Source organism: Flagellimonas meridianipacifica (assembly GCF_003001695.1).
Taxonomy (GTDB): Bacteria; Bacteroidota; Bacteroidia; order Flavobacteriales; family Flavobacteriaceae; genus Flagellimonas; species Flagellimonas meridianipacifica.
Genome location: NZ_PVYX01000002.1, coordinates 501,683 through 520,462 on the forward strand (window position 1 = coordinate 501,683; position 18,780 = coordinate 520,462).

Annotated in this window: 18 protein-coding genes; 10 read left to right on the top strand and 8 right to left on the bottom strand. The window is 39.4% G+C overall.

The genetic code is table 11. From position 1 onward, the window contains the following. Positions 1 to 63 precede the first annotated feature (63 nt). Genes CLV81_RS12175 through CLV81_RS12185 form a run of 3 tightly spaced genes read left to right on the top strand, consistent with a single transcriptional unit; the run spans position 64 to position 5,004 of the window. Positions 64 to 1,224 (top strand): imelysin family protein, encoded by a 1,161-nt coding sequence (locus tag CLV81_RS12175; protein WP_106145396.1) that lies wholly within the window; start codon positions 64 to 66, stop codon positions 1,222 to 1,224. Continuing rightward, entirely contained in the window at positions 1,224 to 2,585 is a 1,362-nt protein-coding gene (locus CLV81_RS12180) for an HTTM domain-containing protein (RefSeq protein WP_106145397.1), read from the top strand. The genes CLV81_RS12175 and CLV81_RS12180 overlap by 1 nt, the downstream gene beginning before the upstream one ends. After that, entirely contained in the window at positions 2,563 to 5,004 is a 2,442-nt protein-coding gene (locus tag CLV81_RS12185) for a TonB-dependent receptor domain-containing protein (RefSeq protein WP_313790286.1), read from the top strand. Before CLV81_RS12180 ends, CLV81_RS12185 begins: the two co-directional genes overlap by 23 nt. A gap of 9 nt (positions 5,005 to 5,013) precedes the next feature. On the opposite strand, the gene CLV81_RS12190 is transcribed toward CLV81_RS12185, so the two are convergent. Next, a complete protein-coding gene (locus CLV81_RS12190) occupies positions 5,014 to 5,259 on the bottom strand; it encodes a hypothetical protein (protein ID WP_106145399.1) in 246 nt (81 codons plus the stop codon). 161 nt (positions 5,260 to 5,420) lie between these two features. Further along, entirely contained in the window at positions 5,421 to 5,771 is a 351-nt protein-coding gene (locus tag CLV81_RS12195; RefSeq protein WP_106145400.1) for a DUF6686 family protein, read from the bottom strand. 148 nt (positions 5,772 to 5,919) lie between these two features. Here CLV81_RS12195 and guaB point away from each other — a divergent pair, with 148 nt between their 5' ends. Continuing rightward, the gene (gene guaB / locus CLV81_RS12200) at positions 5,920 to 7,392 is read left to right on the top strand and encodes an IMP dehydrogenase (protein WP_106145401.1); all 1,473 of its coding nucleotides are present in this window, start codon (positions 5,920 to 5,922) and stop codon (positions 7,390 to 7,392) included. Positions 7,393 to 7,398: 6 nt separating this feature from the next. On the opposite strand, the gene CLV81_RS12205 is transcribed toward guaB, so the two are convergent. From CLV81_RS12205 to lysA, 3 genes are all read right to left on the bottom strand, one after another. Beyond that, on the bottom strand, positions 7,399 to 7,929 hold the full coding sequence (locus tag CLV81_RS12205) for a thioredoxin family protein (protein WP_106147503.1): 531 nt from the start codon (positions 7,927 to 7,929) through the stop codon (positions 7,399 to 7,401). Positions 7,930 to 7,998: 69 nt separating this feature from the next. Next, positions 7,999 to 8,412, bottom strand: a complete 414-nt coding sequence (locus tag CLV81_RS12210) for a DUF3995 domain-containing protein (protein ID WP_106145402.1) — start codon at positions 8,410 to 8,412, stop codon at positions 7,999 to 8,001. 2 nt (positions 8,413 to 8,414) lie between these two features. Then, entirely contained in the window at positions 8,415 to 9,656 is a 1,242-nt protein-coding gene (gene lysA, locus CLV81_RS12215; protein WP_106145403.1) for a diaminopimelate decarboxylase, read from the bottom strand. A 164-nt stretch (positions 9,657 to 9,820) separates the two neighbouring features. On the opposite strand from lysA, the gene CLV81_RS12220 reads away from it, so the two are divergent. From CLV81_RS12220 to CLV81_RS12245, 6 genes are all read left to right on the top strand, one after another. Continuing rightward, on the top strand, positions 9,821 to 10,459 hold the full coding sequence (locus CLV81_RS12220; RefSeq protein ID WP_106145404.1) for an LON peptidase substrate-binding domain-containing protein: 639 nt from the start codon (positions 9,821 to 9,823) through the stop codon (positions 10,457 to 10,459). A 62-nt stretch (positions 10,460 to 10,521) separates the two neighbouring features. Beyond that, on the top strand, positions 10,522 to 11,715 hold the full coding sequence (sucC, locus tag CLV81_RS12225) for an ADP-forming succinate--CoA ligase subunit beta (RefSeq protein WP_106145405.1): 1,194 nt from the start codon (positions 10,522 to 10,524) through the stop codon (positions 11,713 to 11,715). A gap of 195 nt (positions 11,716 to 11,910) precedes the next feature. Continuing rightward, positions 11,911 to 12,246 (top strand): hypothetical protein, encoded by a 336-nt coding sequence (locus CLV81_RS12230; RefSeq protein ID WP_146129894.1) that lies wholly within the window; start codon positions 11,911 to 11,913, stop codon positions 12,244 to 12,246. Between the two features lie 408 nt (positions 12,247 to 12,654). After that, the gene (locus tag CLV81_RS12235; RefSeq protein ID WP_106145407.1) at positions 12,655 to 12,984 is read left to right on the top strand and encodes a hypothetical protein; all 330 of its coding nucleotides are present in this window, start codon (positions 12,655 to 12,657) and stop codon (positions 12,982 to 12,984) included. Between the two features lie 113 nt (positions 12,985 to 13,097). Further along, positions 13,098 to 13,499, top strand: coding sequence for a hypothetical protein (locus CLV81_RS12240; protein ID WP_106145408.1), 402 nt, complete (start codon positions 13,098 to 13,100; stop codon positions 13,497 to 13,499). Positions 13,500 to 13,615: 116 nt separating this feature from the next. Further along, on the top strand, positions 13,616 to 14,041 hold the full coding sequence (locus CLV81_RS12245) for an Hsp20/alpha crystallin family protein (RefSeq protein ID WP_106145409.1): 426 nt from the start codon (positions 13,616 to 13,618) through the stop codon (positions 14,039 to 14,041). 91 nt (positions 14,042 to 14,132) lie between these two features. Here the strand turns inward: CLV81_RS12245 and uvrB are convergent, their stop codons facing one another. The 3 genes from uvrB to CLV81_RS12260 are packed head-to-tail and all read right to left on the bottom strand — an operon-like array spanning position 14,133 to position 18,775. Continuing rightward, positions 14,133 to 16,121: an excinuclease ABC subunit UvrB gene (gene uvrB / locus CLV81_RS12250; RefSeq protein ID WP_106145410.1), complete on the bottom strand. Its 1,989-nt coding sequence runs from the start codon at positions 16,119 to 16,121 to the stop codon at positions 14,133 to 14,135. Positions 16,122 to 16,168: 47 nt separating this feature from the next. Next, positions 16,169 to 17,914 carry a T9SS type B sorting domain-containing protein gene (locus CLV81_RS12255; protein ID WP_106145411.1) on the bottom strand — a complete coding sequence of 582 codons (1,746 nt, stop codon included), beginning with the start codon at positions 17,912 to 17,914 and terminating at the stop codon, positions 16,169 to 16,171. A gap of 27 nt (positions 17,915 to 17,941) precedes the next feature. Continuing rightward, positions 17,942 to 18,775: an ABC transporter permease gene (locus CLV81_RS12260; protein WP_106145412.1), complete on the bottom strand. Its 834-nt coding sequence runs from the start codon at positions 18,773 to 18,775 to the stop codon at positions 17,942 to 17,944. Positions 18,776 to 18,780: the final 5 nt, after the last annotated feature.

Sequence of the window (18,780 nt, forward strand, 5' to 3'; positions counted from 1 at the left end):
ATACAATAACCCATTGCATCCTTTGTTTTTGTTGTTTTAATTTTTTGCTTTAAAAAAAATATAATGAAAAGAAGATTTTTTTGGGTACTACCTGTATTTATTGCCCTATTTATTTGGGCTTGTTCCTCAGATAGTTCGGATGATCCAGGAACAGATGATGTCACGGGAGGCATGGATGATGATGTAGCACCAGCTATGTTTGATAGAGGAGCAATGCTAACAAACTGGGCAGACAATATCATTATTCCGGCTTATACTTCGTTTTCTTCGGAATTGACGGAACTTAACACAGCTTTTGATGCTTTTTCAGCCAATAGAACGGTGGATAACCTAGTGGCGTTTCGTCAAGCTTGGCTAGATGCCTACATTGCTTGGCAAAGAGTTTCCATGTTTGAGACCGGCCCTGCGGAAACCGTTGGATATCGCTTGAATATGAATACGTATCCTACCGATACAGTATTGTTGGAGTCTTTTGTAGCTTCAGGTTCTTATGATTTGTCTTTACCCAGCAATCGAGACGTAAAAGGTTTCCCTGCCTTGGATTATTTATTAAATGGTTTGGAAACTGATGACATAGCTTTGGTATCAAGATTTGATACCGATTCTGACGCCACAAATAGATTGGCCTACATCAGTGACATCCTTGACGATATGATTGCATTGACCGACCAGGTTTTACAGGAGTGGGAAGGCTCTTTTCGCAACTCATTTGTGAGTAATGATGGCTCCTCGGCTACAGCTTCAACAGATAGGTTCGTAAACGATTTTATTTTCTATTATGAAAAGTTTTTACGTGCAGGGAAAATGGGAATACCTCTTGGGGTGTTTACAGGTACTACCGCTCCAAATACTATTGAGGCTTTCTACAAGGCAGATGTAAGTAGAACTTTGTTTTTGACCGGATTGGATGCCGTACAGGATTTTTTCAACGGAGAGCATTTTGATTCAAGTGCAACAGGTGAAAGTTTAGCTTCTTATCTCCGGTTTTTGAATGAAATCAAAGATGGTGTCGCTCTGGACCAAGTAATCAATGACCAATTCGATTTGGCCGCGGAAATGGTGAATGGTCTGGATACATTTAGAAATGAAATTGAAAATAACAGTCCGCCAACAGATATGTTGATGGCCTATGATGAGGTACAGAGAGCTGTGCCCCTATTAAAAGTAGATATGGTATCCGCCATGAGCATAAGTATCGATTTTGTGGATGCCGATGGAGATTAATGCAAAGTATTTCTAGATATTTTAGTTTAAGTGTGGAGGCCGCCCCTTTGGCGGTCTTTCGTATTTTTTTTGGTGTCATGATGCTTGCAAGCATCATACGCTTTTGGTCTTACGGCTGGATTGAGAAACTATATCTAGAACCTCAGTTCCATTTTTCATACTACGGTTTTGAATGGATAAAACCCATAGGTGTCGCAACTTATGGGATTTTTGTTCTTTGTGGTCTATCAGCTTTGGGAGTTGCACTGGGCTATCGATATCGACCTTCCATTATCTTGTTCTTTCTATCCTTCACGTATATCGAGTTGATGGACAAGACCACCTATCTTAATCATTATTACTTTATAAGCCTACTTTCTTTTTTGATGATTTTTCTACCAGCGTCGGCCTATTATTCCCTTGACGCCAAAAGAAGCCCAAACCGCGCCTATCAATACGTTCCTAGATGGTGTGTGGACAGTATTAAGTTGATGTTAGGGATAGTCTATTTCTATGCTGGGCTCGCCAAACTCAATTCAGATTGGTTGTTCGACGCCATGCCTCTTAAAATTTGGTTGCCATCTAAGTTCGATGTCCCTTTGATAGGTAACTTAATGGGTCAAGAATGGTTACATTATGGTTTCAGTTGGGCCGGGGCCATCTATGACCTTACCATTCCTTTTTTGCTATTGTATTCCAGAACGCGATATGTAGCATTCTTTCTTGTAGTGGTATTTCATGTATTAACACGGGTATTGTTTCCAATAGGGATGTTTCCGTATATTATGATCGTGTCGGCACTCATTTTTTTTGATGCCAAACTGCATCACAAGATATTGGATTGGTTGTCCAGAAGATTAAAAATTACAAAGTCTTACTTTGATAACGGAAAGGCTTTAAAATTTGAAAAGCCCGCTCGGTCAATACTATTGGGGGTTCTCGCCTTGTTTTTTGGTATCCAAGTGCTATTTCCATGGCGTTATGTATTATACCCAGGTGAACTGTTCTGGACAGAGGAAGGATTTCGTTTCTCTTGGCGTGTCATGCTCATGGAGAAATCCGGCTATGCACAGTTTAAGATTGTCGATAAGTCAAACGGCCGTTGGTTTTACGTGAACAATGATGATTTTCTTACTCCTTTTCAAGAGAAACAAATGTCTTTTCAACCCGATTTTATCATTGAGTACGCGCATTTTCTCAAAGAGCATTTTGAAAAGGACGGACATAAAAACATTGCCATTTTTGTAGAGAGTTATGTGGCACTCAACGGAAGGTTGAGCCAACCCTATATTGACCCAAAAGTAGATTTGACACAAGTACACGATTCTTTTAAACACAAATCGTGGATATTACCCTTCAATGATGATATTAAAGGCCTTTAGGAGTTTTTTTGTTTTATGTTTTTTTACGTTTTTGGCCCATGGTCAAGTCACCCTTTCAGGTGTGGTTACGGATAATACAAATAATCCCATTTCCAATGCTGAAGTATACCTGGTACAGTTGGAATTATTAACTACAACCTCCACTACGGGTCAGTTTTACTTTGAGGATGTGCCGCAAGGTAACTTCAAACTGATTGTTTTTGCCTTTGGATACAGAACTTGGGAACAGGAGGTACAATTGTCGTCAAATCAGGAAATTAGCATTTCTATTGAGCCACTTGGTGAGCAGTTGTCCGAAGTGGTGCTCACCCAGGAACGTGAAAAAGTGTTTGGGTTACAACAATTAAAAAAAGTTGAGGGTACTGCAATTTATGCAGGAAAGAAAAGCGAAGTGGTTTTGTTGGACAACATTACCGGAAACTTGGCAGCAAACAATCCCAGACAGATTTATAGCCAGGTTGTAGGGCTCAATATATATGAAAATGGAGATGCGGGGCTACAACTAAATGTCGGGGGTAGGGGACTGGACCCCAATCGAACGGCCAATTTCAATGTACGCCAGAATGGATATGACATCAGTGCTGATGCATTGGGATATCCAGAGAGCTATTATACTCCGCCCGCGGAAGCGCTTCAAGAAATTCAGGTGGTTCGTGGTGCTGCTTCCCTACAGTACGGTCCTCAATTTGGAGGACTTATCAATTTTAAGTTCAAAAAACCCAATCCGAACAAAGAAATTGAGTGGGTATCCAGACAAACGTTAGGGTCTTTTGATTTACGCACCAGTTTCAACAGTCTAAGTGGTACCGTTGGCAAATTCAGTTATTATACCTATTTCAATTATAAAGAAGGAAATGGATTTAGGCCCAATTCCAGTTTCAATAGCAGGAATTACTTTGGGAATTTTGGGTATCAACTAACGGATAAAACAAAACTGACTTTTGAAGCCACATTGTTCAATTATTTGGCCCAGCAGCCTGGGGGTTTGACCGACTTACAATTTAATGAAGACCCTACTTTTAGCAATCGTCCACGTAACTGGTTTGATGTAGATTGGAAATTGTTCTCCTTACGAATGGACCATAAGTTTTCCAGCAAAACTGACTTCAGCTTAAATCTTTTCACACTGGACGCCTCACGTAGCGCTATCGGCTTGCGAACCAATAGAGTAGATTTGGTTGATGACCCAAATGAACCTAGGGAGCTGCTCATTGACAATTTTAAAAATTGGGGAGCTGAAGCTCGTTTGTTGACGCGGTATAAAATTAAGAACCAGGGTGCTGTTCTTTTGATAGGTTCAAAATATTACCAAAGTAATAACAACCAACTTCAAGGTCCTGGGAGTGCATCAGGTAATGCTGATTTTGTATTGCGGGATGATGAATTCCCAAACTTTGTCAATCAAGCCCAGTTTACGTTTCCAAATTTAAATTTGGCCTTGTTTGGAGAAAATATTTTCAACTTATCCGATACCTTTTCTATAACCCCAGGTTTTCGATTCGAATACATAAAAACAGAGAGCTCTGGGAGTTTTCGGGAAATTGTTTTGGATTTGGCCGGGAATCCCCTATCCAACGAGGAGATTCCAGAAAATCGAGATTTTGAAAGAGGTTTTGTCATTTTAGGAGTGGGAGCGTCCTATAAACCCAGCACTACTTTTGAAGTGTATGCCAACTTCTCACAGAATTATCGTTCGGTGACCTTCAATGACATTAGAATCACAAATGATTCCCAGCGTATAGATGAGGATATAACCGATGAAACCGGGTTTACTGCAGACTTTGGAGTACGGGGGCGGCTTGATGATGTGTTGTCCTATGATGCAAGTGTGTTTGGCCTCCTTTACGATAATCGTATCGGTGAAACCGTAGACCCAGAGGATGGCGTAGGTACCCTAAGGGGAAACATCGGTACAGCTTTTATTTATGGTTTTGAAGGATTTGGTGATTTGAGCATTAAAAATCTATTGGCACCCAATGAGGAAAAGTTGAGATTGAATGTATTCGCCAACATTGCAGTTACGGATTCGGAGTACACAGAATCGGACCAAAACAACGTAGAAGGGAACAAAGTTGAGTTTATACCAAATATCAATTTGAAAAGTGGATTGAATTTTGGTTATGGGAACCTGTTGGGTAGCGTTCAATACACTTTTATAGATGAACAATTCACTGATGCTACCAATTCACCTCCCTTATTTGAAGATGCTAGAAACGCTGGAATTATCGGAAGCATTCCTTCTTATGATATTTTGGATGTATCCCTTTCGTATACCTATAAAAAATTCCGGCTTGAAGCCGGAATCAATAATGTTTTGGATAATTCATATTTCACTCGTAGAGCGACCGGATATCCAGGGCCAGGGATAATACCCGCTGAACCAAGGACGTTTTATACTACTTTACAAGTGAAATTGTAGAAACTTCCTTTACGCAGTGGCCTGAGGCGCCCATTTGGAACATAACATTTCCTTGGATGCTTTTCCAGGGTGAGGGCAGGTAGGTGTGCTGAAACGAGAACAAGTTCCGCAATTCATATTGTCCTTCAGGGCATCCATCATGGAAAAACTATCGCAGGTGTGTCTCTCGGATACTGGAATGTTGTGTTGTGCACAAGTATTACCTTCCATAAAGTTTGTGCAATTCGTACAGTTTGTAGCAAGTCTAATAGGCATAACAATCTTTTTTTAGTTACTCAAAATTAGAATCACTACGTCTTAGAACCAATTTAAATAACTGTATTTCAGATATTTGTATTTAGATTGATTAAAAAAAGAAAGCGGCAGAATCCTGTTGCCGCTTTCAAACCTACTAACTCCTGAGAACACTTAGGAAGTTAGTTTTCTATGAATCTATAGTTGATGTCTTTTACTTTAAGGATAGGTATCTTTTTGGTCTCAAAACTGAGTAAAACATGGAGTTCAAAAAGCTCTTCCTCTGAGACAAGTATAACAAAATATTTATTACCCACGGAAATGGGAATCTTTTTTGAGCGGAACGTGTCAGCATGGGGAGAGTCCCATTTGTTCTGCATAAGCACGGATATGTAGGATTTAAAACTCTCCAATTCCCATTCGTAGAACTCAAAGCACAAATTGTTGAAGGTAATCTGAAACAGTTTGGAGCTATCACAAAAGGTAAAGCATCCGTTCTTTGTCTGGTTCAAAAATTTGAGTGTTGTATTCATACTGTTGAATTGATGCTCAAATATACTATTATTTAAAACAAGTCTAAATAAAAATAAATAGAATTTGAATTGGAATCCTTCGTTTGTGATGCAAGTGGGACTTCATATAAAATATGGTATATTTGCACGCAATTAATCCGTAATTGCAATGGAAGCTCATCTTTCAAAAATTGTTGGCGAAGGACTTACTTATGATGATGTCCTACTAGTTCCAGGTTATTCCGAAGTACTTCCCCGAGAAGTAAGTATTCAAACCAAGTTCACAAGAAACATAAATATTAACGTTCCTATTGTCTCTGCAGCAATGGATACTGTTACCGAATCACAAATGGCCATTGCTATGGCCCGTGAAGGAGGTATTGGTGTGCTCCACAAAAATATGTCTATTGAACAGCAGGCCAACAAAGTAAGAAAAGTAAAGAGGGCAGAAAGCGGGATGATTATGGACCCGGTGACTCTACCAAGGGATTCTTACGTGAGAGATGCCAAAGCGAGTATGAAGGAGCATAGCATTGGAGGTATTCCCATAGTTGATGATGAACAGAAGCTAATAGGAATTGTCACCAACCGTGATTTACGTTTCGAAAAAAACAATGACCGACCCATTTCTGAGGTCATGACGTCTCAAAATCTGGTTACTGTAGGTGAAGGAACTTCTTTAACTGAGGCTGAAGTAATTCTACAAGAAAATAAGATTGAAAAACTTCCTGTAGTAAATGCCGATAATAAGTTGGTGGGACTCATAACCTTTAGGGATATAACCAAGCTCACGCAAAAACCGACGGCCAACAAAGACCAATACGGCAGGCTTCGGGTTGCAGCGGCTATTGGAGTAACTCCAGACTCAGTGAATAGGGCAGAAGCCTTGGTCAACGCTGGCGTGGATGCCATTGTGATTGATACGGCACATGGGCATTCAAAAGGAGTGGTAGGTGCTTTAAAGGCAGTAAAAGAAAAATTTCCGGAGCTTGACGTAATTGTAGGTAACATCGCTACCGGTGAAGCCGCAAAGTATTTGGTGGAAGCCGGAGCTGATGCCGTGAAAGTAGGTATAGGACCTGGTTCCATTTGTACAACCCGGGTAGTTGCAGGGGTTGGATTCCCTCAATTCTCAGCTGTGTTGGAGGTAGCTGCAGCCATAAAAGGCACTGGAGTACCTGTCATTGCTGATGGGGGTATTCGATATACCGGCGATATTCCGAAAGCCATTGCAGCTGGAGCAGATACCGTAATGTTAGGTTCTTTGTTGGCTGGTACAAAAGAATCTCCGGGCGAGACCATTATATATGAAGGACGAAAGTTTAAATCCTATCGTGGAATGGGTTCGGTGGAAGCCATGAAAGAAGGTAGTAAAGACCGCTATTTCCAAGATGTGGAAGATGATATCAAAAAATTGGTTCCTGAAGGAATTGTGGGCCGTGTTCCCTATAAGGGAGATTTGTATGAGAGCATGCACCAATTTATCGGGGGGTTGCGCGCAGGAATGGGATACTGCGGAGCCAAGGATATTGAAACCTTAAAAGAGAGTGGACGCTTCGTGAAAATTACCTTTAGTGGTATCAACGAAAGTCACCCTCACGATGTTACCATTACCAAAGAAAGTCCGAATTATAGCAGATAAGATTAATTATTTGCTCGCCTTATCGTATTCTTTCCAGTCTTGGTTTTTGTAAATATCGTCACCGAAGTATCGAGCGATTTTTAAAAAGGGTTTGGCTTTTTGGTATCCTGGAACAGGGGAAAGCATGTTTAATTTTTCATCAAGAAACACTACAGTCGGATAGCTCATTTTACCTTGAAGCAGGGCAGCTGCCAACTCGTGATACCCTCTTCTTCCGGAAGGCACGTATTTGAAAGTTTTTCCTTGGTATTCTATAGGGTCCTTTCCTTCGGCATCAAACTTCACCATATAAAAGTTGTCTTGCATATAGGCGGCCACTTCAGGGTTTTGAAAAGTGTCCTTATCCATTTTCTTGCACCAGCCACACCAATCAGTGTATATATCGATAAAAATCTTCTTCGGATTGGATTCGTTTTGGGCAAGCTGTACCGCTTCATCCCAACTAATCCATTGAACGGCCTGGGCCTGGGCATTGAATCCGGATAACAGGATGAGCAATAAACTGATTTGGGAAAATAGAGTAAAAATAGAACGCATAAGCATTGATTTTGAGGGTTTAGTCCAAAGACTCTATCAAAACTAACGAAAATTATGCCAAATTAGTGTTTAAGAGATTAGTTCCAATATTAGGATAAGCGTCCCCATTAGCAAACATAGTGGCGAATAGTACCTAGTATCCAAAGCAGAGAATTTGCTGTTCTTTGAAGTTTTAAAAAAACCGACGTATTTAAAATCACCTAGTGCCCTTATAATAAAAATTACGCCTATTCCAATGGAAACGTATCTGAGCCAAGGAAAATCAAAGTAAAGAATCACCCTATTTAAAAAAACAAGGGCAAAACCTAATAAGACTAGACCAACAAAGGCAGCTGCCAGTTTTCCGGGAGTTTTTACCTTTTTCTCGACTCCAATGGTTGGCACCACATTTTCAGGATTCTTTATTCCAAATATGGCCCAATAAAAGTGCAGCCCGGCCAAAAAAATAAATGTAATGGATATAAATATGGCCAGTACGTCCATATCTACTTTACAATGGCTTTTGGGGTGGATTTATCAAATAATTCTTGGACATCCACTTGATTATGAAGTATGTCATCAAAAGTCTCCCTTTTTCTAATCAAATGTGCTTTTCCGTTGTACCACAGTACTTCGGCGGGGCGATATCTTGAATTGTAGTTACTGGCCATTGTAAAACAATAGGCCCCTGCATTTTTGAAACACAGAATATCCCCTTCCGAAATCTCATTGATTCTTCTATTGCTACCAAAAGTGTCGGTTTCGCAAATGTATCCTACAACAGAATAGTAGCGTTCCCTTCCCTTGGGATTGGAAATGTTGGAAATTTCATGGTTAGAACCATATAACATAGGTCGAATCAAATGATTGAAACCGGAATCAACACTTGCAAAAACGGTAGATGTGGTTTGTTTTACGACGTTTACTTTGGCCAAAAAGTATCCTGCTTCACTGACCAAAAATTTACCAGGTTCAAACGCTAGAGTGAGTTCCTTTCCATATTCTTCACAGAATTGGTTGAAACGAGTGGTAAGCTTCTTGCCCAATTCCTCGATATTGGTTTCAATGTCCCCAGCCTTATAGGGTACTTTGAACCCACTCCCGAAATCTATGAATTCGAGATTTTTGAAGTTTTTGGCAGTTTCAAATAAAATTTCAGAAGCATACAGGAAAACATCAATATCCAAAATATCGCTTCCCGTATGCATGTGGATTCCGTTGATGTTCATATTCGTAAGCTCCACTATACGCAACAAATGTGGTATTTGATGTATGCTGATTCCGAATTTGGAATCAATATGCCCTACGGAAATATTTGAATTTCCACCCGCCATCACATGTGGATTGATTCGGATGCATACCGGAATATTGGGAAATTTGTTCCCAAATTGTTCCAGAATGGACAGATTGTCAATGTTTATTTGAACCCCAAGAGCGGCCGCCTCCTCAATCTCTTCAAGGGAAACACCGTTGGGAGTAAAGATTATGGATTCCGGTTGAAACCCTGCCATCAAGCCCAATTTCACCTCTTGAATGGAAACGGTATCCAAACCTGCACCAAGCTTGTTCATCAAACGAAGCACAGCAATATTGGAAAGCGCTTTAGCGGCATAGTTCAAACGAAGTTTGCCCACTCCAGAAAATGCATTGTTCAAGCGATTGAACTGAGACTCAATCTTATTGGCATCATACACATATAAAGGTGCATCAAATTCTCTGGTGATTTCTAATAAGGTATTGGAATCCATAAAAATAAACTTTTGACAAATCTAACAGAAGCAACTAAGTTCTACAAGAACACATTTTGAAATTAATATTAATATAACAAATTGTTATAAAAATAACATAACAATAAAACGTAAATCCTTGCCACTTCTAGGAGGTCATTGTACATTTAGAACAAAATACCAGCATGACATTACCCCTATTCCCATTACAATCGGTCTTCTTTCCAGGAGAAACGGTTCCCCTACATATTTTTGAGGAACGTTATAAACAGCTTATCAATGATTGCAGAAACGAGGCCGTTACCTTCGGAATCCCCGTTTATATTGATAACTCCATTGCCTTCGGAACCGAGGTTCAATTGGTTGAAGTGGTAAATACTTACGAAGGAGGTGAAATGGATGTGGTGTGCATTGCCCGACAGGTGTTTCGAGTGCTATCTTTCGAGAACCAGATGGAAGGAAAACTATATGCTGGCGGTGAAGTTGAGTTTTTGGATATGGAAAATGATGCCGATGATGAGCTCAGGGAAACCGTTTTGGATAAAATTGAAAAACTGTACGATTTAATGGAGGTGCCTTTTACGAAAATCTCACCGAAACAGTTCAATAGTTATTCCCTTGCCCATAAAATGGGATTGTCCTTTCAACAAGAATATCAGCTGCTACAGATTGCCAAGGAAACGGATAGGCTGTTATTTATAAAGCGACATTTGGAGACAACTTCTGAAGTTTTGGAAAGCATAAATCGTACGAAGTCCATGATAGAAATGAATGGTCACTTCAAGAATTTTGACCCTCTGGATTTTAAGGATTTTAAAGTATAAGTTCTTTAGGGTAATTACCTTTCGTTTTCTATTTTTGTCAGCAATTTAAAGTTACTTCTAACATGAATCTTCACGAATATCAAGGAAAAGAGATTTTGGCAAGTTTTGGTGTACGAATCCAACGAGGCATCGTAGCCAGAAATGCCAAAGAAGCTGTGGATGCAGCCAAACAATTGACCCAAGAAACTGGAACTGGATGGCACGTTATCAAAGCCCAAGTTCACGCCGGGGGCCGAGGAAAAGGTGGAGGAGTCAAGTTGGCCAAGAATTTGAAAGAGGTAGAAGAGTTGGCAGGAAGTATAATCGGAATGAATTTGGTTACCCCTCAAACTTCAGCAGAAGGGAAGAAAGTACATCAGGTATTGGTTGCGGAAGACGTATACTATCCTGGGGATAGCGAAACCAACGAGTTCTATATGTCCGTTCTTTTGAATAGGGGAACAGGCAGAAATATGATTATGTACTCCACAGAAGGTGGTATGGATATCGAAGAGGTTGCCGAAAAAACACCTCATTTGATTTTCACGGAAGAGATTAATCCAGCAACGGGCTTACTTCCTTTCCAAGCTCGTAGAATTGCTTTTAATCTTGGCCTTTCCGGTCAGGCATTTAAAGAGATGCTCAAGTTTGTTTCTGCTTTATATAAAGCCTATGAGCAAAGCGATGCAAGTCTTTTTGAAATCAATCCGGTACTAAAGACATCGGATGATAAAATCATGGCAGTTGATGCTAAGGTTTCTATTGATGACAATGCTTTGTATAGAAGAAAGACCTATGCAGAAATGCGCGATTTACGTGAAGAGAATCCGATTGAGGTGGAAGCTCGTGAAGTAGGACTGAATTATGTAGACCTTGATGGTAATGTGGGTTGTATGGTAAACGGTGCTGGTTTGGCCATGGCTACCATGGATTTGATTAAAATGGCGGGTGGTGAGCCCGCCAACTTCTTGGACGTTGGAGGAACCGCAGATGCTAAACGTGTAGAAGAGGCTTTTAGGATAATCTTAAAAGACCCTAACGTAAAAGCGATATTGATTAACATCTTTGGTGGAATTGTTCGTTGCGATAGAGTTGCCCAAGGTGTTGTGGATGCATATAAAAATATGGGAGACTCCATTCAAGTGCCAATCATTGTAAGACTGCAAGGGACCAATGCGGAATTGGCAAAAGAGATTATTGACAATTCAGGTTTGGCGGTACACTCTGCTGTGCAATTCAAGGAAGCTGCAGATAAGGTTAAAGAGGTACTGGCTTAAGAAGCAGAAACATAACATTTTTAGAAGGGCTTGATTTTTCAAGCCCTTTTTTTGTGATAATTTTTTATTAATCTCAAAAAGAAATCCCAAATCGATACCAAACTTGTGTTAAACGCTCTTTTTTCTAGAAACAATTTTGAAAATTGATGATACAATTCATATCAATTAAATATTCATCATTAATCAAAAAACAGTATGGGAAAATTAAGTTTAACGATAGCTATGGCTATCATGTTAGTGTCTGGTAGTGTTTGGGCTACCCCTCCGGAGGAAAATAATGAGGTAAAAACCTTATCGGAACAAATTCAGGAAATTCTATCCGACAACTCCATCTACGTAAAAAAGGAGGATTTGACCGCAAGAGTTCTATTTACTTTAACCGAAGACAAACGTATTGTCATTTTGGCCATTAAAACAGAGTATTGGGATGTGAGAGGTTTTCTCAATAGAAGATTGGATAAAAAGAAAGTGGACATAACCCATTTTGAGGTTGGGGAACAGTTTGTAGTTGATGTAAGATTGACTTCGTGATGGTGTTGTGTTAGGTCTTTTATCCGAGGAAGGGTAATGTTCAGTTAACATTACCCTTTTCTGGTATCCTTTGAATATCTCGGAATTGTGTGAAAGAAAAAATGTTTTACAAACCATTCTTTCATTTTCAAAAAACATATTAAGAAACTTTAATAAATAAAATTCATCATTGGAGTTTCAAATTGTTCCGTAACCAAATATTAGCGTCATGTTAGTAAGTTTAATAATGGGTTAAATCAAACTTTTATGAACCTATTGCGGCAATATTTGGGTTTAACTTTGATGTGTCTTTCAAAAAGATACGTTCTTCAAAATCTCGGGTTTGGGCTTTTGAAAAGGAACTTCAAAACGTCTATTTCCCAGTAAAATCAATTATATATAAACAAATCAAAAAAACGAAATGTCATTATGAGAAAAATGAGTTTAGCCTTTATGGCCATGTTATTGCTTTCAACTGTAAATGTTGGAGCTAATGAAGGGAACAAGCCTGTTAAAAAGCTTTCTGTTCAGATTCAAGAGATGCTGAACATTAATTCTTTTCAGTTGGAAGAAGGCGAGATAAAAGCGGAAGTGCGTTTTACCATTAATAAAAAAGGTGAAATCGTTGTACTTTCTGTAGATACCGAGCATCTTACCTTGGAAGGTTTTGTGAAAGGTAGGTTGAATTACCAAAAAGTTGAGTTAGCAAACATAGAAGAAGGGAAAATTTATACAGTTCCCGTCCGAGTAATGGCTTAGAGTTTGAATTCTTTGAGTCGGTCAAAAAATCCTGGAATTCATCCAGGATTTTTTTGTACACTAAAACTACAGGAATTGAGTTATCCTATAGGAGGTAGCTCTAAATTTACCTTATGGATTCATACGAAGAAAAATTAAATATTTTGTCTGAAATGATTGCTTTTGCTAGGGTGGACCAGTCCATCAAGGATTCGGAATATCAGTTTTTGGTAAAAGTAGCTTCCAATCTTGGTATAGACAAAGCTACCTTTGATGAATTGTTGAAAAAGAAAACCACAAAGCCTGTTCTAAAATCCCAAGCAGAACGTATCGTTCAATTTCATAGACTCCTCTTATTAATGAACATTGATGAGGAGCAACATGAAAAAGAAATAAATTCACTTCACACTATGGGCCTTAAAATGGGATTGCCTCCAACCGGAATCGCACAAGTCCTGAAGGTAATGCACAAGTACCCCAACAAGATTGTTCCTCCAAAAGTCCTAATAGATATTTTTAAAGCACAATACAATTAATGACATAGTGTCATTGTATTTTGTTAATAAAATGCCAAAATGACATTAAAAATGTGTTGGTACGGCATTTGAACATGATATTACGGTTTTAATTCTAAACATAAAATTGATTTACCATGAGTATTGTAAAAAGAAATAATCTGTTTTTTCCTTCATTCGTAAATGATGTTTTTGGACCTGATTGGTTCGGGGGAGTAGATAAATTGCACACAAACCTTCCTGCCGTTAATATTAAAGAAAACGAAGCTGGCTATGAATTGGAGTTGGCCGTTCCAGGAGCTAAAAAAGAAGATTTTAAAGTTGAAGTGGACAATGACGTACTTACCATTTCCAGCGAAGGAAAAACTGAAAATGTTGAGACCAAGGAAAACTTTACAAGAAAAGAATTCTCTTATACTGCGTTTAAAAGAGCATTCACTTTGCCGGAGACCGTTGATGGTTCCAAAATTGACGCAACCTATGAAGATGGAATTCTGAAATTAGCATTACCCAAAAAAGAAGAAGCTTTGCCCAAACCCAAAAGATTCATTGAAATAGGGTAGGGTAAATAAAAAACACCAACGTAGGTGTTTCATGATGATTGGTTTAGTTGGTTAGTTTGAAGGCGCGCCCATTTATGGGCGCGCTTTCTTTTCAGTCTTGTTCTTGGAGTAATTTGATTTCGTCACGCAATTTAGCCGCCTCCATAAAATTGAGTTCTTTGGCCGCTTTTTCCATGGCCTTTCGTTTTTCCCGAATCAATTTTTCTTTTTGGTCTTGTGTTAGGTATTCTAAATCAGGTTCAGCTGCGCGTAATTCTTCTTTCTGAAAATGATACGTAGAAACCGAATTCTTGGCAAGAGCATTGTCTAAGTTCTTTTTGAGGGCCTTAGGAACGATGTTATTTTCTTTGTTATAGGCCATTTGTTTATCTCTACGATAGTTTGTCTCATCAATTGTCTTTTGCATACTGTCGGTTATGGTATCCGCGTACATTATAGCTTTTCCATTGAGATTCCTTGCTGCCCTACCTACGGTTTGAGTCAATGATCTATTGCTTCTTAAAAAGCCTTCCTTATCCGCGTCCAAGATAGCGACCAAAGAGACTTCTGGTAAATCCAATCCTTCACGAAGCAAATTGACCCCAATCAAAACATCAAATAGACCTTTTCTTAAGTCCTGCATAATTTCGACACGTTCCAAGGTATCAACATCACTATGAATGTATCTACAACGAACTTCAATCCGTGCAAGGTATTTGGCCAATTCTTCGGCCATACGTTTGGTCAAAGTGGTTACCAAAGTGCGTTCATCCAGTTCAACACGCTGCTGTATTTCTTCCACTAAATCGTCTATCTGATTTTTGCTGGAACGTACCTCAATTTCAGGGTCTAGTAAACCTGTGGGCCGTATTACCTGTTCCACATAAATTCCTTCACTAAGCTGGAGTTCGTAATCCGCAGGCGTGGCACTTACGTATAGCACTTGGTTCTGGAGTGCTTCAAATTCTTCAAATTTTAAGGGGCGGTTGTCCAATGCAGCGGGAAGGCGGAATCCATATTCTACTAGATTTTCCTTTCTCGAGCGGTCTCCACCATACATGGCATGTACTTGTGGGATGGTAACATGACTTTCATCAATGACCATCAGGTAATCATCTGGGAAGTAGTCTAAAAGACAGAAAGGGCGTGTTCCGGGTTCTCGGCCGTCCAAATACCTTGAATAGTTTTCTATTCCCGAGCAATACCCCAATTCCCGAATCATTTCCAAATCAAAATTGGTGCGTTCTTCCAACCTTTTGGCTTCCAAAGGCCTTCCAATCTCCTTGAAGTAATCGATTTGTCCTACCAAATCATCTTGTATTTGGATAATAGCATTTTGAAGAATGTCCGGTGAAGTAACGAACATGTTAGCTGGATATATATTGAGATTTTCGTAGACTTCAATAACGTTGTTGTTAAAGGGGTCCAACGCTTCAATTTCTTCAATCTCATCGCCAAAAAAGTGAATTCTAAAAGCATGATCGGCGTATCCTGGAAAAACATCAACTACATCCCCCTTTACTCGAAAGTTTCCATTTCTGAAATCGGCAGTTGTCCTGGAATACAGACTTTGAACCAGTTGTTTTAAAAACTTTGTTCTGGAAATGACCTGATCTCTATGGATGGAAATCACATTTTTTTGGAACTCGATGGGATTCCCAATACCATATAAACAAGAAACTGATGCCACTACAAGAACATCCCTTCTACCTGACAATAAAGAAGAAGTGGTGCTCAATCTCAGTTTTTCAATGTCTTCATTTATAGATAGGTCTTTTTCTATATAAAGTCCACTAGTGGGGATATAGGCTTCAGGTTGATAGTAGTCATAATACGAAACAAAATATTCTATGGCATTGTTTGGAAAAAACTGCTTGAACTCTGAGTAAAGTTGGGCTGCCAAAGTCTTGTTATGAGCCAGAACCAACGTAGGTTTTTGAACGGATTCAACCACATTGGCCACTGTAAAAGTTTTCCCTGATCCGGTAACTCCCAAAAGGGTTTGATGAGGTTCGCCCTGTTCGATTCCGGTAACCAGTTGCTTAATAGCCTGAGGTTGGTCGCCAGTGGGTTTGAACTCCGATACTACTTGAAATTTCATGCTTTAAAATTACGAAAGCATTGAGCCAAAATAAAGGAAGGAAGGGATTATCTTTTAAGGGTGAAATGACCTTGAAAAACTCTATTATCTGTATCAATAGCCCTAAACCAATAATCTGAAGAAGGTAAAGGTCGACCATTGAATGTTCCATTCCATCCTTCCGAACTTTGAAGCATTTGAAATAAGAGTCGACCAAACTTGTCAAAAATAGATATTGATGCAAATTGAACCTCTTCCGCATTTGGAGGAAGCTCAAATCGCCAAAAATCATTTATTCCGTCTCCGTTCGGAGTAAAAAATTTGGGAAAACCCTCTGACACCAAATCTTGGGATACATCTACAGGCAATGTACACCCATCTAGACTGGTATCCCGAACATACACTATGTTATTACCACGCGGTACGTTTGTAAACACATTGCTGTTTTGATATGGGCCATTTATATCATTTATGGCATACTCATATACTCCGTTACCACTAACATTGACCATTAGCGTCAAATTATCACCGATACGTTCTACATCCACAGAATTTACTGTAGGCCCTGGTGCCACGTTCACGGTAAACGTTTGAGAAGAGGTACAGGGAATATTATTTCCATTTGAATCTACAAAATCCGTTACATCCAGTCGATAGATTCCACCTTCGCTTATCTGTACTTCGGAGGTTTCGGAAAGTAACTCAATCTCTGTTCCTCGTGATGTAACACTTGCCCAACGATAGCTCTCGGCTACAGTATTTGTGGAAAGCGTCAAGGGTTCTGAATTTTCACATAGCACAAAACTTTCTGGAAAGTCCAATTCTGGGAAGAGAGATACAAAATCTCCAACGGAGGGGTCAAAAAAAGGTCCACACCCAACTGCCGTAGAAAAGCTTTCCGAACCACAATCGGTTGCTTCAACAAAATCATTGAATGGTACAATCGAAATAAACAGTAGGGCATTCGGTTCAAAATCAATTACAAAAGTAGAGGTGGATGTAAATTCTCTTTCTCGGACAAGATCATCTCCTCCCGGTGTAGTACCGATAGTCACACGATATCCTGTTGCACCAGGGACTTCCTCCCATTGTAGCAATGGGGTTAGAGGAACATTTGTGGCACCATTTACAGGAAATGTAAGTCGGGTACAATCTAAACTTTGTGCTACAACTGTCGTCCTGAATGATTCGACTGCGCAATTTACGGCTTGTCCATTTTCGTTCAATGGGGTGATTTGGACAAATATCTCCGAATTAACTGGCAAATCATTTGGTGGATCGAACCGCAGGACATTACCAACATTCGTCTCGGGTAAAATTTCACTTCCATTTGGAGTTGTGCCAATACGAAGCAGATAAGATGTCGCACCTGGAGCAAGATTCCATCTTAAGTTGGTTCTAAAATTTACGTCTGAATCCCCATTCTCTGGAAGACGTAATTGGGTACAATTTGGTGGAGTAGTGATGTCCTCTGTCCTAAAAGATATGCTAGGACAAGTAATGTTGGCACTGGGATTACTAAAGAAAAATAGGGTGATTGTGACAAAAATCTGGGTGTCTTCAGGTAAACCTAAAGGAGGTTTGTATGAAGTACTTGTGCCTAATGGTACATCGTCTACTATATCGTTACCGCCTGGAGTTGTTCCAATTGAAATATTATAGCTGGGTACACCAAATACTTCCTGCCAGCTTATAGTAACATCCACAGGGACATTGTTTGAACCAGGAACAGGGCTCAAAATCTGGGGACAACCTTGGGCGATAATCCAAAAGGGTGAAAAAACCCAAATAATAAATAGCAATCCTTTAAGCATTTGACCAAAATCAAATACTACAAGGTACTACAAATCGCGCTTTTTTAATAATGCGTAGGATAAATAGATAAAAAGGCTAGTCCAAAGGAGTACAATAAGGAACTCGTACCAGTAGACCTGATAATCAAAGCTCATGTTTTCTCCAATCTGTTGTCCAATGTTCTGTACTGCCGACAAACGTGTAAAAGGCTCCTTTATTAGATTGGTCATGGATTCCAAAGGAAAGAAATCCTTTATTCGTTTGGCTGCATCCCAACTCATTACCTTCCATCCTAGAAGTCCAAAAACAATTTGTTCCAAAATGGCCCAAAGAATCAAAAATCCGAGTGCAAAAGCGGAACGCTTTACAAAAATGCCAAGGAACAGACAGAATGAAAAGAATCCAACCAGCTTTACGAAAAAGGCAAGTAGAAATTCCAAATCCGAAAAAATGATACTGATTTCGTTGTAATCTGAATAAATCAATCCTAAAATCAGAGATACTACAAATACAAAAACCGTAGAAATCAATGAGAAAGAAATGACGGTCAGAAACTTGGATAGTATAAACTCCTTCTTGGACAAACCATCAATTAGATTCTGTTTTATGGTCTTGTTGCTATATTCATTGGCCATCATTGAAACAATGACGATGGCAAGGAAAAGCTTGAACAAGGCCGTCATAAATGTGTTGAAATGCCAGATATAGGGAAAATTAAAAATCCCCTGGTCAGCCAGATGAAATTTTACGGGACCAATATCAAATTTAATCGCAGCTATTAGCGCAATGGATGTCAGTAACACAAAATAGGAAGATATAAGAATCTTACTGGCCCTATTGTTCAAAAGCTTTATGAATTCTATTTGTAATAAGCGTACCATTCGTT